This is a genomic window from Diaphorobacter caeni (genome assembly GCF_015354245.1).
Lineage (GTDB): Bacteria > Pseudomonadota > Gammaproteobacteria > Burkholderiales > Burkholderiaceae_C > Diaphorobacter_A > Diaphorobacter_A caeni.
Genome location: NZ_JADKYZ010000009.1, coordinates 1 through 24,929, shown reverse-complemented (window position 1 = coordinate 24,929; position 24,929 = coordinate 1). Strand labels below are relative to the sequence as shown.

Here is a 24,929-nt window from a genome sequence, read left to right as displayed (position 1 = left end):
CGCGGACGCTGCCTGTGCGCCAGCGCTCGGGCAATGCTCAGCGGGCGGAGCGTTCCTTTCGTCCGTTTCTGGACGCAAAGCCCATCCACGCCATCCACGCCAGCCCCATCGACAGCATCACCAGCGCCCATTGCGAGAGCGAAGGCACGGGTGTGATCGCAGTGCCGCCGGTCACCGGTGGCACGGCAGCCGCAACGGCCAGGCCGCCCGGGTCGGTGATCGTGCCGTCGGCCGTGGCGTCCGAGTCGCCTTGTGCTCCATCGGTGAGCGTGATGTCCACTGTGTCGCTGGCGACCTGAGTCATGGGGATCTTGAACCACTGCGGCCGGCCGGTCGGGGTGGTCTTGCCGTATTTCCAGTACTCTGCGCCTGCCGGAATGTCTGCAGGGTACTTGATGCGCAGCGTGACGGTATTGTTCGCGCCCACGTTCTGAAGCTTGAAGCCCGCAAGTCCAAACGGGAAGCCGTAGCCGGGGAGGGCAGGAACGGCCACGGTGGACTCGTTTCCGAACTGGTCGTTGGCGAACTCCGCCGTGGCGGGCAATGCGGTGGTGGATCCATTCACGGTGATCGTGACGGTGCCCTGACCGTTGGGCGACGGGCCGCTGATGGACAGCGGAGTGCCACCTGTACCGCCGCCCGGATGCACCGGCGCGGCCGTGTTGGTCAGCGTGAACTGGCCGCTGACGCCGTTGGCCGAGGCGGTCACGGTGTAGCTGCCTTCGATGCTGTTGGCGGTCGCGGTCACTTGGGCATAGCCGTCACCGTCAGTCTGCGCGGAATTGGAGGACAGCGCTGCGGAGGCTCCGGTGGTGGGCGCGGCAAAGCTGACGGCGGCGTTGGCGACGGGTGTACCGCTCGGATACAACAAGCGCACGCGCAAAGGCAGAGTGAAGGCCGTGTTGACTTGCGCGTTTTGCGCGTCGCCGCTGATGGCGTTCAGGGCAGGGGTGCCAACGCAGGTCTGCGCGTCGGTGATGACCTTGGGGAACGGCGTGTTGGTGATGCCCGTGAAGACGATATCGTCCACCTCCCAGCCCCTTGATTCACCAAACTGATCGGTCTGGATCACCCAGGCGAATCGCACGGCCTGCCCGCTGAAGGCGGAGCCGAGGTCGACGGTCACGGACTGCATGGCCGGCCAGTTGGCGCTGTACATCACGAATGCCCGCTGGTTTTTGGCGGGATTGCGGCTTCCAGGATAGTCATAGACCGTGCCGTTGTAAGCACTGTCGGCGACGCTCACCCAGGAAGTCCCCCCATCGGTGGAGATCATCAGCTGCCCGCCGTCGTAGTTGACCCCGCTGCCGGAGAATTGGAACCTGTACCGGTGCTTGAACGATACGGTGAAATTTTCGCTTGTCGACACCTGAAGCGGGGGCGTGCGCATCCAGTGCGAGCCAAAAGTGTCCGGACCCGCCGCGGTGTAGCGGCGATCGACCGGCTGACCCGCTTCATCAATGACGCGTGAAGCCCAAGCGTTGACATTGGTCGAACTGCTGCTGCCGAACTCCATGGCGCTGGGCAGCGCTTCGGCGTCGTCGGATTGCAGGCTGTCCGCCAGGCGATCACGGTGCAACGGAACAAACAGCGTGCGCTCCTTGGCCCCCCCTCGCTGTCCGGGAAATGTCAGGCGGGCGGTGATGCGCGAGCCACTCGGCGCGGTCAGGCCCGTCACGTGCACGCGTGTACTGACCGTGATCGAGTTGCCAGTCGCGATGTACGGAATGGCAAGGATGTTGCCATCCGGAAAGCTCAGGTTGGAAAGGTCCGCTGAAAGCGCCAGCTGTGCGCTGGCCACGGCAGAAGAGCCATTGTTGTACACGGTGAAGGTCAGCACGCCGGTTTCGCCGCTGTCCAGCACGTCGTCGGCATCGCACCGCTGGGCTGCCGCACCGCTCATGGACAGTTGCATGTTGTCGAGCGCCAGGTCACCGTTGGTGGAGTAGCTTTCGATCACACCGGCATTGGTTTGCGAATAGCGGTCCGGGATCACGGCGAGCATGCCCGCTCCGCGCTTGGCAAACGCTGCGCTGCAGCGTGCATAGTCGGCGGGATCATTGCTCGCCATGGGGGCGAGCAGCGCATCACGGGCTTCCGTCAAGGTCGGGATGACGGGTGTGAGCTTGTACCCAGCCACAAGATAGTTCTTCATGCGCGATTGCGCTTCGGCAAACGGGTGTGCGTTCAGAAGCGACGCATAGCACTCCCACAGCATGGTGGCCCAGACTTCGCCGGCGTTGTGGACATCGGGGTTGAAGTTACTGTTTTTTTTGTTGATCGGTATATTCGTGGGCAGCGGTGTGCCTTGGACGATATGGCGCAACGACAGCGGATTTTTGGTCATGTCCGTCGAGTAGGGATAGCGGCGAATGCCGAACAATGCGGTGTTGTTGCTATCCAGAGCTGGCGCGGTCACGCGGCCCAAGACATAGCTCGCGATGTTGTAGGCACCCTGAAAAGCGCTGTTCCCCGGGCGATTGCGATCATCATCCTTTACGAGCATCAGCAGCGAATGGAAATCTCCCCAGCCTTCACCCAGCCCGCCGGCATGGTTGGTGCCGAGGCCGCTTCCATCACCGATCAGGCGGTTGCTGATGTAGTGACCCCACTCGTGGGCGATGATGCTGTTGTCCAGTGCGCTGCTGCGCTCGGAATGTTCGCCAGACATGCTCAGTTCCACCGGGCCGTTGCCGAGTGCGGCTTTCAGCGCGTTTCCGTCAACCTGCGCCATGTGGATGGCGGGAATCGTAGGGTGATCGATGCCGTTGCCTTCCATCGTGTTTGCCGGGAACGTTGAGTTGTTCACGATCACGATGCCGATGGCTCCGGCCTTCTCGGCATTCAACGTTTTTGTTGCGAAATTGCAGGTCCCACGGTCTACCAATGCAATCTTGCCGGTGAGCGATCCAGCCGGCAGCGTCGCGCACGCTTCGTTCGACGTAGCGGACGTCGTGGCCAATTCCCCCGTGATCTCGTACAACGATGATCCGAACAAAGCGCCTTTCACAGCGGACGTGAGTGACGGAGCGGATTGAGTGACCACCCGCGCCCGCACAACGGACGCATTGACGAAGCGATGCATGCGCATCATGGGGGAGTAACCATCCGCCGGCGTGGTCATGCTCGCACCGTTGAGGTTGTTTGACGGGTCTGAGTCGCTGTTGTCCAGCGCCTGGGCGATGAGTGCGTCGCCATCCAGACCTTCCGTGCCGTAGTTGACCTTCTGCGCGTTGCCGGCCGCCTCGTCGAAGCCCGAGTCATAGAACCAGTCGTGCAGCCAATTGGTGGTGTAGAACATGTTGACCACCGAAGCGGACACCTGCGCCGTATCTGCCCGTGTCGTGCGGCTGTGGTCGTAGCGATGATCGAATGTGGAGGGGGCCGTGGTGCACGCGATCATGTCGCGGTTGGCCACCCAGTCGCAGTTGTTCTGGTCGGCCGTTGGAAAGCTGTCTCCTGGGCCATTGAGGTTGGCGAATGCCTGCACGTTGTTGCCCGAGGTGGTGGTGGCGGCATCGGCGAGCCACGGCGCATTGACTCTGGCGAGCGTGCTGTTCATCGTCACCAGCTGGGCTGGCTCGAGCAGCGCGGCATAGCCGTCGGGCAGCCCCGTGGGATGAGGCACTCCATTCTGGCCCTGCGGTCCGGAGAACGGCATTCCGGTGGCCGGATCAGCCCAGACGCGGTAAGAGAAATCGGCTGCGTGCGACGTGAGGCTGTGGCGCAGCAGCAGGCGCGCATCGTCGGCCGCGATCACATACGCGTATGCGAAGTGCGCACCGTCTTCCTCTCCTTGCACTTCCACATAGAAGGCGCTCACCAGCCCATCGGGCAGGCGAAACCAGACGGGCTTTACCCGCGTCGGAACCGACAGCGTCGCACCGGCGTTGCCGCTCACGCCCGGAGGCAGCGACAGTTGCTGATAGGGCCCCTTCTTTTGGTTCGCGTCAGGAGCCACGGTCTGCAACTGCCCGACGACCTGTGCGGAGAACCCGAAATCCTGCAGAGCCCGGGCCACCGCGCCGGCGGCGTCCACGCGGTTGGCCGAAGCCGCTTTGGTGCTCGCCTGCACGGTCCGGGTACTGCCGAGATATCCGCCGATGGCCGTCGCCTTCATGTCGGCGTCAAGCAGCACGGTGGCACGTTCGCGGAACACCTCGATGCCGTCGCGCTGATTGTTCAGGAGCACGAGCAGAGCACCGCTCGGCAGCGTCTGCACGTGGTGAAGCGGGGCGGCATCCACTTCTGCATCGGTGAGCCCGTAGAGGCTCGCGAGCTGCTTGATCTCCGCGCGCGCTGCGGTTTCCGGCGTGCTCCTGCCGGCACCGGACAGCATTGCGGATTTCGCAATGGGCTTGATCTGCACAAAGGTCGGCAGGCCGAGCCGTTCTTCGCGCGAGAGGCGCTCGACACCCGCCGGCAGCGATTTGAGCTGCACGGCGGCGAGTGGCGCATCTCCCAGCGCATCCACCTTGCTCAGTTCACGGGCTTGAAGCATGCCGTGCGGCGCCAGAACGGCGATGCTGAGGAGTGCGTGCTGGATCCAGCCAAGGGACGTTTTTTGCATTGCTTGACCTGACGAGTTGAATGATGAAGCGGATCGACACATGGCCCGTCGACCCTTGTCAAAACTATTACATCAAGTAAGCGATAGTTTGTATGTCCCCTAAATAGGTGAATCTGCAGGTTTTGGGTGCACAAAACAACACAAATACGATGTATTTGAGTGCACTAAATAGAAATTGCTTGTGTGCACGAGCCGGTACGTGCGGGATTCAGTGCACTCGGCCGCACTCAATCGAGCAGCTTCGCTGCCTTGCTCATCCCCGAAGGCCGGAAATAGCCGAGCACGCTTGCGACGCTGCGGTGGCCGGTCATCGCCATGGTGTCCGCCAGCGGCACATTCTGCGCGGCGGCCTCGGTCACGAAGCCGCTGCGCAGCGAGTGGGCCGAGTAGCTGTCTGGCAGACCGGCCAACACGGCCCGGTATTTGACGATGTCTCGCACGGCAGAGGGGGAGAGCGGCCCGCCGAGCGCGCCACTCTTGCGCACCTGCCGGAAGATGCGCCCGTCCACCACACCGGACGCGGCCAGCCACGCCGACAGCGCCTGCGCCGCCTTGCCTTCGATGGGCTTCTGGTTTTCTGGTCGGTCGGCTGCGGTCTGGTTGGTCTTTGAAAACGCGAGCATGTACACGAACGCGTCACTTCCCATGCGCCGCAGGTGCTTCATTTCTGCGCTGGTGACCTCCGAGCGCCTGCGTCCGCCTGTGGCAAACGCAAAGAGCAGCAGGGCTTGGTCACGCTTGCCGCGCAGGCTGGTGTCACAGGTCTCAAGCATCGCCATCAGCGGCTCCCGCGTGAGCGCATCCTTTTTCTGAGGCAGATCACCACGCTTGCCATACGCCCGCCGCGTGCGCGAGAGCAACTCCCGCACCTTGGCGTCCTGGCAGGGGTTCTCCAACTGGCGCAGCTGATGGGCCTTGGACAACACGGAAACCCGATGCGTGAGCGTGCTCAGCGTCATCGGGCCGGCCTTGCCCTTGAATTTCAGCTTCACCAGCAACTCGTCGATCACCTCCGGCAATTCGTGCTGCAGCCCAGCCGTCGTGGTGCGCTGGGCATGGTCAACGATGAACTGCATCACCACGCTCGGAGCCAGGGGCAGGGCAATCGCCTGACCAAATCGCAATTGATACCAAGCTGCCCAATAGCGCAGCGCACTGCGGTAACTCGCCAGGGTATTGGCCGACTCTCCCTCGCGAAGCAACTCTTCGACGGCCTGGGATGCGATTTCGGACAGTTTTTGAGGGTCCAGGAGCGGCGAAAGCCCCAAACCAGCAGTTTGTAGTGAAAAAATCGGCTGTATTGTCATATTCAATATGTAGTATGTATTGTTAATTACAATGCATACTACAAAATAACGATAATCTTCATTTATCGATGGTAATTGAAAAGTGTCTGGGGGAAAAGGCCAATCAATCGTACGAGGAGTGTTCTCGGGCCCTTATCGGGCCTCAAGGGTGTTCTGTTGCCGGTGCGGCAAGGACAAAGTGAAGAAAAAAACGGATTCTGGCCGCGCAGGCACTCGATCGTCCTGCGGCTGAAGAACCGAAAATGGACGTCTGCGGTGCAGACTAGGGCGTTGTTACAGTGCCGCACTCGGAGATGTCACCAAATCCCGCACCTTCCCAATCCCCGCGCGCCAGAGCGTCGGCCACGGGGTTCTTGTGGCGGGGAATCCAGGTCACTCGGACGCTCTCAAAGCACAGCGCCAGCGCACGCGCCTTCTCATAAACGGCTGAAAGGCGCTCGATCCGCTTGGGTGCAGCAAGGCTCAATTGCTCGGCCAGAATGCTGTTGTCGGTGTGAATCCATAGATGGCGCGCCTGCTTGGCCGCCAACCACTCGAAGGCATGGATCGCCGCACGGGCCTCCGCCTCGTTGTTGCAGCCGGTTCGTTGCAACGGAAGACTGAACGCGTCCACGCAGCCATCCGGAGCGTAGGCCACCCCGCCAATCCCCAGCTTGCCGGGATTGGGCAGGGCGCTGCCATCGATGAAAACCGTCCACGTCTGCGAGTCCATGGAGCGCAGCATAGCGGATGCCACGTTCAGTTTGCCTATCAGTTTCCGTACTCTGCGATAACTGAAAGCACGCTTTCAACCGCAGGATTGGGGTGTGCGGCCACCCGGTGGGCGATTGCCATCGGGCGCATGAGCGCCGGCGACAGATGGCGGATCACAAGATGCTCGGGCAACTGCTGCTCATCGACAATTTCCAGCGGCAGCAACGCGGCACTTTGGCTGGCCACCGCCATGCTGATCAGCGCGCCTGGATAGCTCATCGTGAGAAACGGGCGTGGGCGTTGCCCGGCCTGCGCGAACCAGCTGGAAATCAACCCGTGCATCTGCGTTGCGGGCGCAAACGAGGCCCAGCGCCGACTCACCAGCCACTCGGCCGTGACGTGTTCGGGAGGATCCCAGGAGGAGGGCAGCACGGCCACCATAGGATCATTGCGCCACGGAATCATCTTCACCTCTGCAGAGGCCGCCTGCGGACTCGCAACGATCCCGATCTCCAACGTCCCCGCCTGCAGCCGCTTGATGGACTCGCCCGTTCCGAGCGCCTCAAGTCGCACCTCGACACCGGGACTTCTGGCGATCAGGGTCTCCAGCATCAACGGCAACAGACGCGTGCTGACCCCCGCCGACATGCCCACGCGCACCACGCCTTCACGCCCAGTGGCGCGGCGCTTGACCAACTCGATCAGATCGTCGCTCGCCAGCAGCAGCTTCCGTCCTTCGTCCACGAGCGCCCGCCCGGCAGGAGTGAGCTCGGCATGCCGCCGCCCCCGCACGAGCAGCGTTGCATCAAGACGCGTTTCCAGCTCTTTGATATGAAGACTGACGGTAGGCGCCGCCAGATGCAACGCCTGCGCGGCCGCCGCAAACGTCCCCAGATCCGCAATGGCGATCAGCGTCTGCAGTTGGTCAAGGTTCAGGTTACGCATCAGGTTTTCTGACGTTATGCGTTAGTCAATTCAACTTTACAGATGGTACCTGTACGCCGAGCATTGACGCCCATGGAAAACGACAGCAAACCTCCCAACTGCATCGGCGACGCAACACCAGACGATGGCAAAAGCAAAACCAGCAAGCCTCCAACGCGCGACAAAACCTCGTCACTATGGAATCGCTGGACCGCCTGTGCCGCGGAATGGCTGGCTCGTGCCGAGCGACGCATCATGGAAAATTTCCGTGTGCCACCGGGTGGGTGAATCTCTTCGGACCTGGGCAAAGGTCACTGGAGGCCCGTTGCGGCGGTGGCTGAATTTTCAGATTGCTGTAGGTTGTTGTTGAAGACGAGCGAACTTTGAGGGATGACGAAAGGGGATGGATGTATGGCTTGGGTGTTTGCCAATTTGAATATGTAATTTAACATAATATACAGAGGCGCTCTGCAGTAGCGAGCAGGGCAGTGCGTGCCTCAGGCGATTTCACACGCTCTGCAGCTTGATCCAATATCACGCCTTCTGGCTTTATTCCTAGCACTGACGCTACAGTAATTGAAGCATTTTCGTCGAGCGTTGATCCACGTGCTCGATAGGTGCTGATTGCTTGTTTACTGATGCCGAGCAGCTTCGCGGCGGCGTAATCACTCTCGATACCGCGTACAGATTTCACGCGATCTATCCATTCAAAAGCTTTCATTTTTCGCGCCTTTCGTTGCTTGGTTGAAACGAAAGCATGGTAGTCCTAAGTCCTATGACCTTCAACGGTCCTAGGAATTAGGACTAGTACGAAATCATAGGACTACATTTCGGCTCATCACCTGGAGCCGTCATGTCTCAATATTCCGATCAATGGTTATGTCGTCCCCCTGCCGTACAAACTGCGGCGGCTGATTGCGTGACGGCTCTAGCCGTCGAAGGGCAGGGGGGCGGCTCCACTCAATCGAGCGTTGGTTCAAGCCGGTCGGCTGTTGATGATGTTGCCGTGATCGCGACAACAGGTGCGGGTGCGAAGTCTTGCCGCACTTTTTCGATATCCGGTATGTTGGCATATCGGATCACTCGATACCCAGCGTTGCGCAGCATTGCATCGCGGTCGTCGTCATTGGCTTTCTTGCTTCGGTGCGAGGCGTCGTCTAGCTCGATGACGGCGAGAACTTGGAAGGCCCTGTCACAAATCACAAAGTCTGCGGTCTTGCGGTTAAACGTGTTCCGCGTCGCGGTGGCTTTCGCGTTTAGCAGGGCGCTGAAGCTCACCTGCGCCAACACGATCAAGTCGGGCACGCTCTGTGTTAGCCGGTTGTGCATTGCTTGCTCGCGCTCGGTGAGTACTGGCCTTTTCGTGGGTCGTTCTCCGGTTCCTGTCTTGGCAGATGAATCGCCGTTCTTCTTTGCAAGCAGCGCGGCCAATACGACTACGACTATCAATACGGCCAGTACGGCAAATAGCAGCTTCACGTCTTTCCCTCCTGTTGAAAGTCGCAATCGTAACGAATGGCTATCCGTCGCTGATTTTTTGGTCCGTCAAAACCTGTGTGACCAACTTGCCTCGCGTGGTGCAGCCGCGCGTGCGGAAGGGGCCCCGCTTGCGGGGAAGGTAGCCGCACGCACGGCGGCGGCCTTGGCTCTCCCCGTTGGTAATCACGGGGAGATATCGGGCTATGTCAAGGAGCAGGGCGTATGAACGTGGCAGCTTTGTTTGTCCGGGCTGATAACCACTATTCAGAGCTGGGCTGTGACTGTTATGACATTCACCGCAATGCCTTGACCTGGCTAGGCGGTCAACCTGGCGTCTTTCACCCTCCGTGTCGCTCTTGGGGGCAGCTGTCTCATTTTGCGAAGCCGCGACCTGGCGAACGTGAGCTGGCTTTGTGGGCTGTTGATCGTTGCCGCGAGTTTGGCGGTGTTGTTGAGCATCCCATTAATTCCCGGCTCTGGAAAGAAATCGGAGCTTTGCCATATGGCGTTCGCGATAGCCACGGTGGGGTTCTCATTCCGGTTCTTCAATCTTGGTGGGGACATCGTGCGCCGAAAGCAACGGGCCTTTATGTATGCGGTCCAGTCCCTGCGTTGCCAGATCCTGTCTGTCACGCAGTCACGACCGTTGAGCGAATGGGTCGAGCTGAGCGAGAAAGAACTCCTCCGGCTTTCGCGAAATTTTTGGTTGAGCTGGCTTCTGGCTGTGCTGGGGTGCATGCATGAGAAAGAACGCTCAAGCCCTGATCCTCGAAGGCAACGAAATCAAGCTGCGTCTGCAGGCTGATCGCCGGGTCTCCGGCCACGCGGTGCACGTCGATTGGCTCCGTGTCACGTTCCAGCGAAAGCACGCACCGATCCCAACGGTTAAGACACTTTTCCCTGATCCGGTGCAGCGCGACTCCTACGACTACAGCATGTCGGAAGCGGACATGGACATAGTCCGTTGGAAGCGTGCCAAGGTGGCAAAAATGCTTCGCGAGATGCCCGATGCAGACTTCGCGGCAAGTGCTCAAGCCCATCTGCTGGCCCAGAAAATCTGTGCCATCTTGGGCAGTCAATTCAGCGTTGAACCTGAGTTGAAGAAGGGCCAGGATTTCTACCGTTTTCGCTGGTCAATCGTGCGCAATGGCGCTGAATGCGCATGGGTCGGCTTCCTCGCATCGGGCGAATCACCACGCCAGCAAGCGCAAGGTCAAACGATTCATGCAAATCTCTACGGCGCGGCCTGCACATTCGCAAATGGCGATTGGCGGCATCGCATGGCTCACCTGATTGAGGAACACGACGGCAAGGTTACCCGCGTTGACCTGGCGCTCGACTTCTTTGATGGCATCAGCGGTGGCGTGGATCGTGTGCGCGATGACTGGCATGCGGGCCTGATGGACATCAGGGGGCATCGTCCAGATGCCAACACGGTCGGCCCATGGGTGGATGGCGGTCGTGGTCGATCTTTCTACTTTGGCAGCAAGGAAGCGGGCAAGCAGACCAACGCCTATGAAAAGGGTGTGCAGCTCTTCGGCAAAAAAGACGCTACCAACTGGGAGCGCATCGAGCTCCGCTATGGGAACAAGCTCCGCGAGCTGCCTGCCGACATCCTGCGCCGCCCTGATGCTTTTTTCGCGGGCGCGTCTGATTGGCATGCAGCAATGCTTGCCGAGCATGGCCGCATCACGGCTCCCGAGCCGGTCAAAGTCAAAGCAAAACAGGCAGTGCAAAGCGTCAAGGCCGAAGTGACTCGCGCAGTGCGCTGGCTCAGCGACACCGCCTCTCAGTCGCTTGCGCTGGCCTTCCAGTTTCTCGGTGAAGACGAATTCATAGAGCTCGTTTCTCATCGCAATTTGCCGGGTCGTCTGAAGAAATTTTCAGGCTCGGAAATCAAAGCGGCATTCACCGCGCTCTCTCCTGCAATTTATCAACCACGCACGCGGCTAGCCGCATAAGGATCGCAAATGAAGATGCAAAGCAATGCATTGCTGTTCGGTATCGAAAGCAGCAAAGGCACGTTCGAAAACACGACCTATGACAGCACCAAGTTTCATATCTCAGTCGATATGGGATCGAAATCGAACGGCAAGACCATCGGCGTAGTGACGCGCCCTTTCAAGCTGGGTGATTCGACCGAGATTGAAAAGTGGACGGCATTTGCTCCGCATCTGAGCGCGGGAAAACCTGTCCCCGTCGAGTGCGAATTTGATGTGGTGGCCTCGTCTGACGGCACCAAGCTGACGCTGCTGGCTATCAAGCCAGCATCGCAGGCGAAGGCGTAAGGAGTAGGGCGATGGCTCGCTACGTCATCCAGTCTGCTACCTCGGGTCGATTCCTCGCCGCTGATTTGGAAGGCGGTGAGCCGTGCTGGGTTCAGTTGCTCCAGCAAGCGGGCGGCGGCGTGACAGATGACCCTGAGCGTGTCGCCCAGCTACTCGCGGATCACTGCGATCCGGAAGACTTCGCCCAGGTGATCGATTTGGATCGTCTCGGTACTGTCGACGACTACTAGGAGGTGTCATGGACGATGAAGAAATCGAATGTCCTGAATGTGGTTACGAAGGCCCCGCGGCTGATGACGACGTGCAGCCTTTTTGCCCGTCCTGCGGCTGGATCGTGGAAGGGGAAACGTGATGGCTCAGGTCTTCATCTGCCAAGTCAGCGAGTCCCCTTGTCAGCTTGTCAATCAGGTCTTGCTGACCGACGTCACGGTCGAGCAGCTCGCAGAAATGGGCATCTCTGCGGCCTCTCTGGCGCAAGCCACAACGCTGGGTTTCGGCCTCGTCTTCTTCCTGGCCGTTGCCGGTCTGGTGGCTGGCTGGATCGTTCGGCTGATCCGCACTATCTGAGATTCCAGCGTCAAGGCTTTGGGCCTTGCCGGTGCAATTTCGCACCTTTCCATCCTTACTTTTTTCTGGAGATTTCTATGAAGGCAAAACTGCAAACTCTGCGCGCTCTGGCTGTGCGCAACATGGCTCGCGTCTGCACCGCTGGTGCGCTGGTGATGGCCGCTACGGGTGCTCACGCTCAAGCGACCGGCATTGACAGCCTGTTCGATCAGATCGACCTTTCCGGCCTCGCCACCAAGATCCTGGCTCTCGCCGCCATCATCGTGACCATCGCATTCGTTATCAAGGGTCCGAGCATCGTCAAGCGCATCATCAGCAAAATCTAATCGGGGTTCGCTGATGCTTTTCATTGCCCTGATAACGCTGATCCACGCCTGTTTTGCGCTGATCGGCGCTATCGGGGCAATGGTGTTTTTCAGCCTTGCGCGAGGTTGAAGATGATCAAAATTTTCGCGCTGCTGTTTGCGCTATTTGTGTTGCCTGCTGGTGCGCAAACCACCTGCACGCTCTATTACGCTAACTGGAATGCGACTGCCACGGGCGACAAGCTGACACAGGCAGATGTTTGCTCCGCACTCGTAAAAGGCATTTGGACTACTGGCGGCCCTGTCAATGGTCAATGCAAGATGATCGCATCGACTAATGGAAACATTGCTTGGGCACCGATCCTGTCAAAACAGGCCACTGGAGCCGCATGCGTCCCCCCGGAGGTCGAGCCTACTGATGATGAAAAATGCCGTGTTCTTGGCATGCTTTACAACAGCTGGGAAAACGGCAATCGTGAAGGCCGCGTTCCCGGAAAAGTGCCAATTGGTGAGCCGATCAAGGTTTGTATGGATGTCGATCCGGAGGTCAGATTCGGCAAAGAAGGCTATCTTCCGCCGCCGGGCTGCAAACACACGTTCACTGCAGATATGTCGTTCAGCATGGACAAGGATGCGAAGGTATGGCATTCGGACGGTACAAGCTGGGCCGATACAGACGGCGCCGGTCTTGCATGTGTTCCGGGTCTTGATGACGCTCCTGGCACTGATGACAAGCCCAAGCCTATGGAGCCTGATCCACCATGCAAGGGGCAAGCCGGAACGGTCAACGGTAAGGACGTGTGCATCGACGCATCCAGCGGCACCACAACGGCCTCAGACAAGCGCAACACGACCGATGCCAATGGCAACACCAGCACCACGACAACAGATGTGACGTGCAAGGGTGAGCAATGCACGGTGACCACAACGAATATCAGCAATAGCGGAAATCCAAGCGGCGGCGGTGGCGGCACCATCACGACAACGAACATGAGCCGCGATCAGTATTGCGGTGAGCATCCACGTTCGGCGATATGCCGCGGCCCAACAGATCAATCAGGCGAGACACGAGGGCAGGGTGGCAGCGGCTCAGGCAGCGGTGACGGTGATGACGATCTGAATGCTCCCGGCGCACCGGGCGGTGCAATGCCAAAGCTTTGGGAAAAAAAGTATCCAAACGGTGTGAAGGGCGTTTGGGATGCCAAGTCCGCTGATCTCAAATCATCTGGTCTTGGCTCGCTCGCGTCATCGTTGATGCCCAGTGTTGGTGAATCACACCGTGTTTAATGGAGGCTCAACCCTTTGAGAGGATTGAGTCATGAACAGTAAAGCCAATAAATTCTCGCCAGAAGTGCGTGAACGTGCAGTCCGCCTAGTGCAGGAGTGCCGCTCCAGCTATTCATCGTTATGGGCGGCCTGTGAATCCATTGCGCCCAAGATTGGTTGCAGCGTCACCACGTTGAACAGTTGGGTCCAGCGTGTTGAGATTGACGCAGGACAGCGTCCTGGCTTGACCACAGATGAGCGTGAACATCTCAGGCAACTCGAGCGCGAAGTCAAGGAGCTGCGTCGGGCCAACGACATCCTGAAGGCTGCGAGCGCTTTTTTCGCCCAGGCGGAGCTCGACCGTCGCATCAAGAGTTGATTGACTTCGTCGACAGGTATCGAGGTGCCTATGGGGTCGAGCCAATTTGCAGGCTGCTGCAGATTGCCCCGTCGGGCTACAGGTGCAGGGTTCAGCAGAGAGCCTGCCCCTGGCTGCGCTGCAAGCGCAGCCAATCCGATGCCGAGCACTGTAGCGATATTCAACGTGTCTGGCATGCCAATTGGCAGGTCTACGGGGTCGTCAAAGTCTGGAGGCAGATGCACCGAGAGGGCTTGTCAATTGCCCGCTGTACCGTGCAGCGCCTGATGCGAAGGCTTGGGCTGCAAGGAGCGCGCAGAGGCAAGAAGGTCCGAACCACTCTGCCCGATGCAGCCCGGCCATGTCCACTGGACTTGGTCAATCGCCAGTTCAAAGCACAGCGCCCAGACCAGCTTTGGGTGTCTGACTTCACCTATGTCTCGACATGGCAAGGCCAGATGTTTGTGGCTTTTGTGATTGACGTCTATGCCCGCCGGATTGTGGGTTGGCGAGTCAGCAACCACATGCGGACCGATTTTGTGATGGATGCATTGGAGCAAGCGCTGCACGCAAGACAGCCGCAGCAAGAGTCCCGACTGATTCACCACTCGGACAGAGGTAGTCAATATGTTTCAGTGCGCTATACCGAGCGTTTGGCAGAAGCGGGGCTCATGCCATCTGTAGGCAGCACAGGTGATTCCTACGATAACGCCCTGGCGGAGACTATCAACGGCTTGTACAAAACGGAGGTCATCTACAAACGTGGGCCGTGGAAAACACGTGAATCACTGGAGCTGGCAACGCTGCAGTGGGTGCATTGGTTTAACCACACCAGACTACTGGAGCCCATAGGGCATATACCGCCGGCAGAAGCTGAGGCAAACTACTGGCGGCAGCGAGCTGCAAAACCTGTGCAGGCTGACGCCTGTACTTCAACAATCTAGCCTCCACCAAACCCGGTGTGATTCATGGCGATGGCGGAATGCAGCCTTCTTGGCAGATTGATTTGGATTTCGGCGGTCATTGGAATTTCGGCTCTTTCAACCTGATGCCCGATCCTGCCGTGTGGTCTGTGCTTCGGGCTTTCACCATCATTTCCGCGCTCGTGTTGGCGCGTCGGTTGGTCTTTGGAGGTTGAGATATGCAAACCCTTTTGGACTGGCTCAAAACCGCGTTCGATAAGCTTTTTTCTTGGTTTGGCGATATCTTTGTCGCGATCTTCAAAGCAGCGTGGGATTTCCTCGGCGATGGTGTTTGCTGGGTGCTCGAGCAACTGCTCGGAGTCGCTGTTTCTGCAGCCAATGCACTCGATCTATCTGGCCTCCAAGGTCACGCGAGTGACTGGTCAATCATGCCGCCCGAAATCGTCAATGTCATGCAGCTGTCAGGCCTTTCTGTTGCTGTGCCCATCGTCGTAGCAGCCATCGGCATTCGGCTCATTCTTCAATTGATTCCGTTCACAAGGCTTGGATCATGATCAACGGTTTGGAGGGCATTCCTGGCTCTGGCAAGAGTTATGAAGCCGTTGTTTTCCATGTGCTCGATGCTCTCAAAAAAGGCCGCATGGTCATCACCAATCTGCCGCTCAATGTTGAGTCGTTCGCTGCCATCGATCCGGCTTACCGCGATCTGATTGAAGTGCGCACGCGTCCTGCAAACCGCCTTGGTGATTGGGATGCAACGGACATAGCAGCGCGGCCAGCGTTTCAACTTTGGACGGACCGCGACCCAGAACCACCACCAGAAAACGTGTTTACCTTCGGCACTGTTTGGGACTTCTTCACAACGTGGCGCAGCGCAACGGGGCAGGGGCCACTCTACGTGATAGATGAGTGTCATGTAGCTTTTCCGAAAGTTGGCACGCCCGATAGCGTTGTTCAGTGGTTCAAGTTGCACCGCCATTTCAACGCAGACGTTCTCTTGATGACTCAGTCATTCAGGGATATCAACCAGCCAATCGCGCAGCTGCTGGCCATGCTCGTGAAGGTGCGCAAAGCTGACATTCTCGGGAAGGCCCATAAGTACATCCGTAAGGTGCACGCGGGCTATCGTGGCGCACAGATTCAGCAGGACGAACGCAAGTACGAAGCGCAGTACTTTGGCCTGTATCAGAGCAACACGCAGAGCAATGGAAGCTCAGAGGCAAAGGCGCAGGACGTCAAGCCGATGATCGTGCATTTCAACAGGGTGAAATGGGCGGTGATGGCAGTCACTGCGTTGCTTTGTTTCTGGGCGTTCTCGCCTAAGCCGGGCTATACGTGGTACGGCACGAAGGAGGCGAAGCAGGGGCCTGCGGGTATGCAGGTGACTGGCTTCAAGCCACGCGAGAAGCGCGAATTTCCATCTATGACGGCTGATGAGTATCAGAAAGCGAAGGCTCTGGAGGCCGGTCGTCATGAGCCGCCGGTGACTGCTGCGAGTGCGCCGCCACCTGCATCGCAGACGGTCGATCCGTTGTTTGGCAAGCTGGTGCATCTGACTGGCGAGCTTCGCAAGGCAGGCCAGGTGCTGCAAACCTTCGTGGTCAGTGCAGGCGGCCGGCGAATTTTCGATCTGACTGACTCCCAGAAAAGCGCCAACATGATGGCGCGCGGCGCTTGCTCGTCTTTGATGTACCTGTCGAGCGTTCGGGGTGCTATGTCAAGGTGGCGAGCGATCTGCTCGCGTGTCGCTGGCAGATCGTCGATTAGGTACGTGAGGTGGGGCAAACCGGCTTGTGATGGTGAGCGAAACATGAGTAAAGGGCGCTCATGTTTGAGATGCACACTGACGGTAGGTTGTCAATTGGGGTTTGAGACGCGGAATCAGGGGAAGCACTAGGGCCGTGAAGCGTCGCCGAAGTGATTTTGTGATTAAACATAATATACATCGTATCTACTAAATAGAGTCTGTTGGAAAAGAGGTTTGGACTCTCTTCCTCACTGAATTTTCCCCTCTGTACCTCTGATAGATACGTTGAACTGAATCTGTCTGGGGGCACGGTATCACGCTGACAGGAACGTGTCAAACAACGACAAGCAGTTACAGTGCTACCCAGATCAAAGAATGCTCTGATTCTCCAGTTTGAGCACCTGATTGGGCGGCGGCACAGGCAAAACGAAGCGATCCGGATCGACCAGCACCACCGCCGAGAATCGGCAGCAAAAACAGGTGCTCCGCCTCGAACTTCTCCAGCAATTCGCCCGCACGCTCATTGCCGGTAATCTGCTCGCACAGCGCGCGGTTAAAGCGCCGGCAAGCCGAGGTGCGCACGAGAAAATCCAGCTCTTCATCGTTCAGATGATCAGAGATGCACTCGCTCAAGTAGTCGCGCAGGCTGTGATCGCGGCTTGGGGTCAGCGTCTCGGTAAAGCGCCGCAGATACGCATCGGCATCCTGCGTCTTGCGCAGCGAAAACGCCGCCAGTTGCAAACCTGCGGGCCAGCCGTCCGTCAACTGATGCAACGTGCGCAACTGCGTGGGCGTCAGATGGTCAATGCGCTGATTGCGCATAAAGCTCATCGATTCCTCCAGCGTAAAGCGAAGATCGCTGAAGCTGAATTCACTCAACTGATTCTTCACGCGCAGCGGCACCAGATCCAGCGATGGCCGCACCCGCGAGCTGATCACAAGATGAAAATTTGGCGGCGCCAGGGCGGCCAGCTTATCGATGAAGTGTGTGATCGCGGATGAGCGGATGTAGTGAAAATCCTCCAGCATCAGATACAGAGGCCGCTCATGCTGCTGCAAGGCATTGACCAGCACCGCAAGAAACGCATCTAACGACTTACCGCCAGAGCGGTTATAGAGCCCCGCCGCGTCAGCACCCAGCGCAAGGCCTGCAGACTGCAAACTGGCCGCGATGTAGTCCACAAACTGCGCCTCATCATCATCTTCCGCGCCCAGGTTGTACCAGGCCACATCACAACCACTGATTACCAGCTGCTGCCGCCACAAAGCACACAAAACGGTCTTGCCTGATCCTCCAGGCCCCAGAATCAAAGTCAGCGCATCATGTGGCCGCGTTTGCAGCGCCGCCAAAATCTGCTCACGACGCACCAACGCCCCCCCCACCCGTGGCGGCGCCAACTTGGTCTTGATGACAAGGGTGAATGGCGGGTCGCTCATGTCTCCGTCGAACAGCAAAGTTGGAGCAGTATGTGATGGGGGTCACAAAGTTGTCAACTTGAGCCGAAAGAGAACGTCTCACAACACTCCATTTCCAGAGCCAATGAAGGCGCGATGACCCAATCGTATCCAAGGATCGCGTCCGCTCTGAATGTTCCGTCGTCCGAGTTGATTCACGCTGCCGAACTGCTTACCGGCAAAATGAAGCGCCCCGGGTTTCGCGGAAGGCTCCAACACAGGAGAATGGAGTCATGAAGAAGTCCCCGAAGTTTTCACCTGAAGTCCGAGAGCGCGCCGTGCGCATGGTGCTGGAGCACCGTGGTGAGCATCCGTCGCAGTGGGCGGCCATCGAGTCCATCGCCGGCATGATCGGCTGGTTGCAGCCTTGCACGACATGACAGACGATCAGATTCTTTCGCTAGGCCAGTCCGACTCCAATGTGCGAGCAGGGGCGACAGGATTGCAAATCATGACATCGGATTTACTCCAAGCGGACTCTCGCGCGCATGTCCACAGCGTTGTCTACAAGGAACGCGGCCGTCTGAATAGTCAAGGAGCGAGCTCCTTTATGGGACAGGGGCATACGTACGTCATCAGGAACCAGTGGCACCCGCTTGCAGACGACCCGCTCTGCAACCTGTTTGGGAGTGCCAAGGTTGAGAGCGGATTGATCACGAGACTCACCTAACAGTAGGCTAGCAGTTGTGAACGATGAGCAATTCCTAGAAGGAGCCGCACCTGTTAGCTCGTGAGCGAATGAGCCAACTCGCACAGCCAAAGTGCAGGCATTGGCCGAGTCATTGCCGCAACCGAGGCTGCGCAAGGCCAACCGAACTAACAATCGGTGGATTGGGATGGCTCTGTTGCATAACCCATCTGAGGTCAAGCTTCCCCCAACCCCAGACGTAGCTATGCCACAGCCACTGTTTGGGGTGTGCCCAGCTCGGTAAAGCGATTGAGGATAGATGCGCGAATGTTGAGTTCGGCCACTTGTCGCTCAAACGTGCGAGCCATTACCTTCTCACCCAATCGTTTGAAGCAATTCATTTTCGTCTCCACCAAAGACCTGCGGTGGTAGCCGCTCCAGCGTTTCCAGATATAACGGCCCAACCGCCTACATGCATTGACGGCCTCGTTGCGATGCGCGAACACCAACCCTTTGCGTAGCTTGCGCCACTGTCGGCGACGCTCTGTGCCGTGCTTCTTGGTTTTCCACTCACCTTCGCCCAAAAATTTGATGCCCGTAGAGTCAGCAAGCAAGTGCAGTCCGTTGCGGCTTGGACGATAACGCACCTGAACATTCAAACCCTTTTTTTGTCTACGGCACACCGTGCTGTAGTCAGGCGCTGACCAAGGCAGGCCAGCCATTCTCAGCAGCGACTGAATCAAGCCCAAGGTCTGGCGCAAAGGCAAGCTGAACAGGCATTTGACGGTCAGGCAAAACTGGATGGCAGCATCCGAAAATGTCTTGTTGCGGCCAGGCTTGCCATCTGGAACGGCCTGCCATTGCATGTCCTTGTCCAGCCAGATGGTCAAATCACCCCGGGCCTTCAATGCTGCGTTGTACGCCTTCCAATTTGTAGTGCGGTAGCGCCGCTTGCCCCAGCTCGATTCACTCATGCGGTAAGGCTACCGCAGATGACCGGTTGAGTTGTGCAACAACGCCCCGCAAACAGGCCTGCATCGGCTCGCTCAGCCTCGGCGAAAAAAGCGGCAGAGACGCGAAAACGTCAGGCTGCCGGTCACGCATAGCGGCCGTTCAACTCGAGGAGATCCTATTCACGCACAGCGATTCCCGAGGCGCTCTCATTTGCCTCTGTACGGTTAAGTCCTCTTTCCCGAATGAGGCAATTTCTCGAGCATCTCATGTTTGCGGCTTCGCGCCATCGATACCATGGGGCTGATCAGTCGAGTCTCAGGGAGATTCCTCCAGTAGCGGCGCGGCATTTCCCGCAGCATCGCTTGCTCTTTCAAACGCGCCGGGTTGAAGGTCGATTGGTAATAAGCAAGCCATAACGCCTCGCCTTCGTCCGCCTTGGGTGCTTGGGCCGCTGTGGCTCCCGGCGCCCATTTCAGCTGGTGCAAATCCCAACTCACGCAACCTTTGGGCGTCAGGATGACCCAGCGCATGTTAGCAAACCGGCGCTCAAAGAAATCGCAGGCAGCACGCAGGATATGGTTGTCGGGCTCGAACCACGCGATGTGTACGGTCTCGCCCTCTTCGTTGATCGTGGGCCTGAAACGGATGAAGGCATGCATTTTGTGAATCTCACGACTCACTGCCTGCGCCATCTGCTCGATGTGGCACCAGTCGCTGTCGAGCACATCGCCAATCAACTCAGGGAACTGTTGCACACGCCAAAGCCAGCGATAACACAGCGCGTATCGTCCAACATGGCTATGGCAGCAGGCATTGCGCAGGACGGTCAATTGGGACTTGCGTATGTGCACGGGTGAGCTACCCGCAGCAGGTACGCGGTCGAGATCAGCGGTTGTCACCACTTTGGCTGCGATCGAGGTGAACAGATCGTCCGAATCCGCTTGCGCATTCACTTGCATATTCGCTCGTATGTCCAGCGCATCTACCCATCGCCATTGCACATAGTCCGGCTCAACACCAAGAAGAAGCAAAACGCGTGCTGCTTGGCGAAAGCCTGCGAAATCGTCAGGCGCATCCAGCTCGACTACCAGCGTTTCGTGGCTGCTATGCATGTCTAAAACAAAGCCAGTTGCGCTTCAACGCGCGGCTTCATGCCGCTGTGCGAGCGCTGCGTTGAGTTCTGCGCCATCTGTGCAAGCAGTTGCCGGCGAAGCAATGGACTGTCCAGCAAATCAATCCGCGGGTGGTAGTCCGCCAACTCGACAAAGGCCAGCACTTTAGCGCTAGCGATATGCAGTTGCTGAAGGTCTGCCAAGCGCAGAGAACGCACACGACGTGCAGCGACCAATCTCTGCACGCTGCGAACACCTAAGCCGGGCACGCGCAACAGGATTCTCTGAGACGCGCGATTCAGGTCAACGGGAAAGACGTGGCGGTTGGCGAGCGCCCACGCCAATTTAGGATCGACTTCCAGATCCAGCATGCCCGCGTTGCCCGGCGCGACGATCTCATCGTGCGTGAATCCGTAATAGCGCATCAGCCAATCCGCTTGGTACAGACGATGCTCGCGCACCAGTGGCGGAGCTTGCAAAGGCAAATCGGATGAGGCATCGGGAATCGGACTGAACGCTGAGTAATACACCCTGCGCAACCGCTGGCGACGATAGAGTGCACTGCTCGTGCCAAGAATCAGCGCATCGCTGGCCCCATCGGCTCCCACGATCATTTGCGTGCTCTGCCCACCTGGCGCGTAACGCGGCGGCACAGCACGTTGAGTGCGTTGCGCACCGGGCAGTGAAACCACCCTGCCAGAGGCTTGTGCTTGAAGTTCGAGTTTCGCAATCTCAATATGCTTTGCCACATGCTTCATCGCGCCAACGAGGCCTGCAGCGTCCTTCTCAGGAGCCAATCGCTGCAAACCCTCTGTGGTGGGCAGCTCCACGTTGATGCTGAGGCGATCAGCGTAGCGACCCGCCAGCACCAGCAATTGCGGATCGGCATCGGGAATGGTTTTGAGATGAATATAGCCCCTGAAATCGTGATCCTCTCGCAAACTGCGGGCCACCTCAACCAGCTGCTCCATCGTGTAATCGGACGATTGGATGATGCCGCTCGAAAGAAACAAACCCTCTATACAGTTGCGTCGATAAAAATCCAGCGTGAGTCGCACCACCTCCTCGGCTGTGAAGCGCGCGCGCTGCACGTTGGAGCTTTTGCGGTTGATGCAATAGCGGCAGTCATAAATGCAAAAGTTGGTGAGGAGAATCTTGAGCAGCGAAACGCAGCGCCCATCGGGCGTGTAGCTGTGACAGATTCCCATCCCCTCAGCCGAGCCAAGTCCCTTGCCATCCAGCGAGTCCCTGCCCTTCACGCCACTGGAGGCGCAACTGGCGTCGTACTTGGCTGCATCGGCCAGAATTTTCAGTTTGGCGATGATTTGCATGATGCGAGCAGATGAAGTGGGACGCGAATAAACGCCTCAGAAATAACTGTACGAATTAACAGTATATAGCCATATTCAATTCATCACGCAATGACACGCTCCATCGCCTCGCACCACATCGGCGAGTCGCAGACACCGCCATGACTTCACTGGAACGCCTTGCAATCAGCATCGAGAAAGATTCGCACCGACACCGGCCCGCCTTCTGTACTGGACTACAGGTGAGGGACTTACTTGCATGGACATCGGGCGCATTTGCCTACAAGCCTTCAGCCGATGATGTGCCCACAATGAAGACCAGCGAAGAGGTGCGCACCACCGCTGACTTGAGCCGCTACACAGCTCGCTGTGTAGCACCCTGTTATTTCAAGAAAGAGGTGTTCCTATGTCTCAGCAAAATTCTCAGCAACAACAACAGAACCCTAACCAACAGCAGCCCGGTCAGGGTCAGCAAAACCCCGGCCAGCAGCAGCAAAGCCCGGGACAAAAGCAACCGGGACAATCTGGTCAGCAAGACCAGAAGCAGCAGCCTCAACAGCAACGCTGAGGCTCTTAACTCCTAAGTAAGGCTGTGGAGGACTTCGCGGTTCTCCACTTATCGAGAAAGGAAGGCTTAGAAATGAAACAGCTCCTTCCAATTCTGGGTTCGCATCAACGCCATTACGTGCCAATGCAAATGGGTCAACCCATCACGGACGAAAACTATAGCCAGATGCAAACCAAGACGTATAAACGTCAACAAGGTCAGCCATTGCCGCGTTCGCAGCAACAGCACTGACCTTTGGCGAGAGCGTCGTTACGCCGCTCTGCGCTGCCCACTCATTTCAACCGCCTGCGTGGCGGTTTTTTTCTACGCAAGGTATGTCCTACGGACGTGTACAAGCGACGACTACCGCGATGTGCCGCGTAGCCAACTAACATGAAAACAGAAGTGATCACTTCAGCACGACTTGTTGAAAAACTAGAGTGAGCAGCCTTGGCAGTTCAACTCAGCACGCGAGGATTCAATCATGGATATCGACAACACAGCATCGAGTGTCATCTCATCGGACAAGGTCAATGGCACGCACGTCTATAACCCCAATGGCGACAAACTCGGCTCCATTGAGACCCTGATGATCGACAAAATTTCTGGCCAAGTTCGCTATGCCGTTATGGAGTTCGGCGGCTTTCTTGGTATTGGCACCGACCATTACCCGCTTCCTTGGGACACCCTCCAATACAGCCCCGAACAAGGCGGTTATGTGGTGAGCCTCAGCAAGGAGCAACTGGAGGGTGCACCGCGTTATGACACTGCTTCCACGCCGGTCTATAACGACGACTATGGCCGTCGGGTCTATGAGTATTACGGCATTCCGTATCTGTAAACCGACTACCACATCAGGGCGGTCTACGAGTCACGCAGACCGCCCAATTTTCTGCCAATTCTGAGGAGGTTTGAAATGCAGTTAAGAAAGCGGAACATCGCCAACGCGAAAAGCAAATTTGAAGATTCGGTAGATAGCCTCAAGGAGGTACTCGCCAACAAAGACTTCGATCACATACCGGAAGTCAAGGAGCTGCGCCAAAAGCTCGAAGCGGGCATGGGAGAACTCGAAGATTCCGCCTCCGACATGATGAAGCAGGCACGACGCAAAGGCGCGAAGATTGCGCGCAACACGAACGCATACGTGCACGACGATCCATGGCCTGTGGTCGGTACTGCTGTTGCCTTGGGCGTATTGGCGGGCTTCTTGATCACCAAAAGATGAGGTGAGCGATGGTGCGGCCAGGCGATCACTGCATGCTCAAGAGCTCATCACTCTAAAGCCGTACCTTCGCGATTGAAGATACCGCTTTCAATCTTGCCGAATCGCCCTCCGCCCGCCGTAAGTAGATCAATATAAAAAAACCGGGACGCTGCCCGGTTTCGTTTATTAAGTGCCCGTCCTCACTTCGATTCGGTCGGCCTTGCGTCACTCATCAGGGACGAACAACGATGCTGTTCTTCACGCCCGTGACACCCTTGGTATCTCGCGCGATCGCTGCAGCACGGTCTTTTTCCGCTTGGCTCTTGGCAAAGCCTGAAAGCTGCACTTCGCCCTTCAGCGTTTCCACACTTATCGACGTCGCCGCAACAGTCTTGTCTTCGGCGAACTTGGCCTTCACAGCAGTTGTAATTCCGCTGTCATCAAGATAAGACCCTGCTGTTTGTTGATGTCGTGCGACCGAGCAACCAGTCGCTGTCAAGGCGCCTACACCCAGCGCGACAGCAAGAACGGCGATTCGAGAGATTCCTTGTGTGTTCATGTTTTCTCCTTAGGATGAGTGTTTACGTTACTTCTTCATCAAACCCAGAACGAAGGTAATGACTGCAATGATGATGAAGACAAAGAAAAGTATCTTCGCAATATCGACCGCACCCGCAGCTATTCCACCAAATCCAAAAACCGCTGCGACAAGGGCGATCACCAAAAATATCACGGCATAACGTAGCATTTGCGCCTCCTTTGCAGAGACCAATGTATGCAAAACTATTCGACTCGTTTGTAAGACTTCGCGAAGTACGAATGACGTACAAGTGCTACAACAATCTCAAATTTGAAAGAGGATTTGATTTTTTATGCAACCCATCCTCTGGGATGAATGCAACCCAAAACTGAACATCCCCGGTTTTGAACTGCCCCCAGAAGTGTGACAAACTTCAGTGGGTCATGAAGAAGTATCAAACAGATTTCAAGCTCACGGTGGTCAAGCGTTTTATGGCTGGGGAAGGCGGGGCCAAGCTGCTGGCTCGACAGTGGCCCGTGCCCGAGGAGAAGATCCGCACCTGGGTGAGCCACTACCGCCTGCACGGCATTGACGGGTTGGCAATTCAGATTCTTCATGCTCTCAATGCCTAACCCTTTACCTCATACGCTCTAAGAGCGGCTAACACAACTTCAATTTGAGGGCTCCAAAAGCATTTATGCTTCACAGTCTCATGTCCCGAGCCCCCATCAGCAAAGAGTTGTGGCAACAACTGCAACCCCTCATTCCCCCG

General features: G+C 57.5%; 27 protein-coding genes, 1 pseudogene and 1 other annotated feature. Of the genes and pseudogenes, 16 read left to right on the top strand and 12 right to left on the bottom strand.

The genetic code is table 11. The features are described from left to right. Positions 1–37 precede the first annotated feature (37 nt). The 4 genes from ISG32_RS20600 to ISG32_RS20585 all read right to left on the bottom strand — a co-directional run bounded on the left by ISG32_RS20600 (position 38) and on the right by ISG32_RS20585 (position 7,515). The gene (locus ISG32_RS20600) at positions 38–4,570 is read right to left on the bottom strand and encodes a M36 family metallopeptidase (protein ID WP_194772911.1); all 4,533 of its coding nucleotides are present in this window, start codon (positions 4,568–4,570) and stop codon (positions 38–40) included. Between the two features lie 227 nt (positions 4,571–4,797). Beyond that, on the bottom strand, positions 4,798–5,877 hold the full coding sequence (locus tag ISG32_RS20595; RefSeq protein WP_194772910.1) for a site-specific integrase: 1,080 nt from the start codon (positions 5,875–5,877) through the stop codon (positions 4,798–4,800). A 262-nt stretch (positions 5,878–6,139) separates the two neighbouring features. Beyond that, the gene (locus ISG32_RS20590) at positions 6,140–6,613 is read right to left on the bottom strand and encodes a ribonuclease HI family protein (protein ID WP_323745969.1); all 474 of its coding nucleotides are present in this window, start codon (positions 6,611–6,613) and stop codon (positions 6,140–6,142) included. A 14-nt stretch (positions 6,614–6,627) separates the two neighbouring features. Beyond that, positions 6,628–7,515 (bottom strand): LysR family transcriptional regulator, encoded by an 888-nt coding sequence (locus ISG32_RS20585; protein ID WP_194772909.1) that lies wholly within the window; start codon positions 7,513–7,515, stop codon positions 6,628–6,630. 72 nt (positions 7,516–7,587) lie between these two features. On the opposite strand from ISG32_RS20585, the gene ISG32_RS20580 reads away from it, so the two are divergent. Next, entirely contained in the window at positions 7,588–7,782 is a 195-nt protein-coding gene (locus ISG32_RS20580) for a hypothetical protein (RefSeq protein WP_194772908.1), read from the top strand. A 157-nt stretch (positions 7,783–7,939) separates the two neighbouring features. Here ISG32_RS20580 and ISG32_RS20575 read toward each other — a convergent pair whose 3' ends face one another. Together ISG32_RS20575 and ISG32_RS20570 are read right to left on the bottom strand one after the other, a co-directional pair. Further along, positions 7,940–8,215, bottom strand: coding sequence for a hypothetical protein (locus ISG32_RS20575; protein WP_194772907.1), 276 nt, complete (start codon positions 8,213–8,215; stop codon positions 7,940–7,942). Between the two features lie 239 nt (positions 8,216–8,454). Next, on the bottom strand, positions 8,455–8,973 hold the full coding sequence (locus tag ISG32_RS20570; RefSeq protein WP_194772906.1) for a DUF2726 domain-containing protein: 519 nt from the start codon (positions 8,971–8,973) through the stop codon (positions 8,455–8,457). A 740-nt stretch (positions 8,974–9,713) separates the two neighbouring features. On the opposite strand from ISG32_RS20570, the gene ISG32_RS20565 reads away from it, so the two are divergent. The 10 genes from ISG32_RS20565 to ISG32_RS20525 all read left to right on the top strand — a co-directional run bounded on the left by ISG32_RS20565 (position 9,714) and on the right by ISG32_RS20525 (position 16,577). Beyond that, the gene (locus tag ISG32_RS20565; RefSeq protein ID WP_194772905.1) at positions 9,714–10,934 is read left to right on the top strand and encodes a replication initiation factor domain-containing protein; all 1,221 of its coding nucleotides are present in this window, start codon (positions 9,714–9,716) and stop codon (positions 10,932–10,934) included. A gap of 9 nt (positions 10,935–10,943) precedes the next feature. Beyond that, positions 10,944–11,261 (top strand): hypothetical protein, encoded by a 318-nt coding sequence (locus ISG32_RS20560; RefSeq protein WP_194772904.1) that lies wholly within the window; start codon positions 10,944–10,946, stop codon positions 11,259–11,261. 11 nt (positions 11,262–11,272) lie between these two features. Then, complete coding sequence (locus ISG32_RS20555) at positions 11,273–11,491, top strand: hypothetical protein (RefSeq protein ID WP_194772903.1); 219 nt, start codon at positions 11,273–11,275, stop codon at positions 11,489–11,491. Between the two features lie 8 nt (positions 11,492–11,499). Further along, the gene (locus ISG32_RS27630; RefSeq protein ID WP_228529982.1) at positions 11,500–11,613 is read left to right on the top strand and encodes an anaerobic ribonucleoside-triphosphate reductase; all 114 of its coding nucleotides are present in this window, start codon (positions 11,500–11,502) and stop codon (positions 11,611–11,613) included. Beyond that, a complete protein-coding gene (locus tag ISG32_RS20550) occupies positions 11,613–11,828 on the top strand; it encodes a hypothetical protein (protein WP_194772902.1) in 216 nt (71 codons plus the stop codon). The genes ISG32_RS27630 and ISG32_RS20550 overlap by 1 nt, the downstream gene beginning before the upstream one ends. A gap of 77 nt (positions 11,829–11,905) precedes the next feature. Continuing rightward, positions 11,906–12,154: a hypothetical protein gene (locus ISG32_RS20545; RefSeq protein WP_194772901.1), complete on the top strand. Its 249-nt coding sequence runs from the start codon at positions 11,906–11,908 to the stop codon at positions 12,152–12,154. Positions 12,155–12,265: 111 nt separating this feature from the next. Next, on the top strand, positions 12,266–13,420 hold the full coding sequence (locus ISG32_RS20540; RefSeq protein WP_194772900.1) for a hypothetical protein: 1,155 nt from the start codon (positions 12,266–12,268) through the stop codon (positions 13,418–13,420). 31 nt (positions 13,421–13,451) lie between these two features. Next, positions 13,452–14,701, top strand: a protein-coding gene (locus ISG32_RS20535) for an IS3 family transposase (protein ID WP_407645084.1) whose coding sequence is annotated in 2 segments (ribosomal slippage) — positions 13,452–13,734 and positions 13,734–14,701 — 1,251 coding nt in all. Because the reading frame shifts where the segments join, the coding sequence is not laid out codon by codon here. Beyond that, positions 13,733–13,849 (top strand) — a sequence feature (AL1L pseudoknot). It overlaps the preceding gene by 117 nt. A 197-nt stretch (positions 14,702–14,898) precedes the next feature. Further along, positions 14,899–15,234: a DUF2523 family protein gene (locus tag ISG32_RS20530; RefSeq protein ID WP_194772898.1), complete on the top strand. Its 336-nt coding sequence runs from the start codon at positions 14,899–14,901 to the stop codon at positions 15,232–15,234. After that, a complete protein-coding gene (locus ISG32_RS20525) occupies positions 15,231–16,577 on the top strand; it encodes a zonular occludens toxin domain-containing protein (protein WP_194772897.1) in 1,347 nt (448 codons plus the stop codon). Before ISG32_RS20530 ends, ISG32_RS20525 begins: the two co-directional genes overlap by 4 nt. Before the next feature lie 201 nt (positions 16,578–16,778). On the opposite strand, the gene ISG32_RS20520 is transcribed toward ISG32_RS20525, so the two are convergent. Then, positions 16,779–17,864, bottom strand: a complete 1,086-nt coding sequence (locus tag ISG32_RS20520) for an AAA family ATPase (RefSeq protein ID WP_194772896.1) — start codon at positions 17,862–17,864, stop codon at positions 16,779–16,781. Positions 17,865–18,115: 251 nt separating this feature from the next. Here ISG32_RS20520 and ISG32_RS20515 point away from each other — a divergent pair. Continuing rightward, a pseudogene (locus ISG32_RS20515) lies at positions 18,116–18,238 on the top strand (IS3 family transposase); the annotation flags it as partial. Positions 18,239–18,773: 535 nt separating this feature from the next. Here the strand turns inward: ISG32_RS20515 and ISG32_RS20510 are convergent. From ISG32_RS20510 to ISG32_RS20500, 3 genes are all read right to left on the bottom strand, one after another. Then, positions 18,774–19,484, bottom strand: a complete 711-nt coding sequence (locus tag ISG32_RS20510; RefSeq protein WP_194772895.1) for an IS5 family transposase — start codon at positions 19,482–19,484, stop codon at positions 18,774–18,776. 204 nt (positions 19,485–19,688) lie between these two features. After that, positions 19,689–20,576, bottom strand: coding sequence for a TIGR03915 family putative DNA repair protein (locus tag ISG32_RS20505; protein WP_194772894.1), 888 nt, complete (start codon positions 20,574–20,576; stop codon positions 19,689–19,691). A gap of 2 nt (positions 20,577–20,578) precedes the next feature. Next, on the bottom strand, positions 20,579–21,907 hold the full coding sequence (locus tag ISG32_RS20500; RefSeq protein ID WP_194772893.1) for a putative DNA modification/repair radical SAM protein: 1,329 nt from the start codon (positions 21,905–21,907) through the stop codon (positions 20,579–20,581). 140 nt (positions 21,908–22,047) lie between these two features. On the opposite strand from ISG32_RS20500, the gene ISG32_RS20495 reads away from it, so the two are divergent. The 3 genes from ISG32_RS20495 (at position 22,048) to ISG32_RS20485 (ending at position 23,658) form a co-directional block, all read left to right on the top strand. Then, positions 22,048–22,470, top strand: coding sequence for a hypothetical protein (locus tag ISG32_RS20495; protein WP_194772892.1), 423 nt, complete (start codon positions 22,048–22,050; stop codon positions 22,468–22,470). A 447-nt stretch (positions 22,471–22,917) separates the two neighbouring features. After that, positions 22,918–23,274, top strand: a complete 357-nt coding sequence (locus tag ISG32_RS20490; RefSeq protein WP_194772891.1) for a PRC-barrel domain-containing protein — start codon at positions 22,918–22,920, stop codon at positions 23,272–23,274. A gap of 75 nt (positions 23,275–23,349) precedes the next feature. After that, the gene (locus ISG32_RS20485) at positions 23,350–23,658 is read left to right on the top strand and encodes a DUF883 family protein (RefSeq protein ID WP_194772890.1); all 309 of its coding nucleotides are present in this window, start codon (positions 23,350–23,352) and stop codon (positions 23,656–23,658) included. Positions 23,659–23,869: 211 nt separating this feature from the next. On the opposite strand, the gene ISG32_RS20480 is transcribed toward ISG32_RS20485, so the two are convergent. Together ISG32_RS20480 and ISG32_RS20475 are read right to left on the bottom strand one after the other, a co-directional pair. Continuing rightward, positions 23,870–24,196, bottom strand: coding sequence for a BON domain-containing protein (locus ISG32_RS20480; RefSeq protein ID WP_194772889.1), 327 nt, complete (start codon positions 24,194–24,196; stop codon positions 23,870–23,872). 27 nt (positions 24,197–24,223) lie between these two features. Further along, a complete protein-coding gene (locus tag ISG32_RS20475) occupies positions 24,224–24,385 on the bottom strand; it encodes a DUF1328 domain-containing protein (RefSeq protein WP_194772888.1) in 162 nt (53 codons plus the stop codon). A 215-nt stretch (positions 24,386–24,600) separates the two neighbouring features. On the opposite strand from ISG32_RS20475, the gene ISG32_RS20470 reads away from it, so the two are divergent. Next, positions 24,601–24,789, top strand: a complete 189-nt coding sequence (locus ISG32_RS20470) for a helix-turn-helix domain-containing protein (protein ID WP_194772887.1) — start codon at positions 24,601–24,603, stop codon at positions 24,787–24,789. Positions 24,790–24,929: the final 140 nt, after the last annotated feature.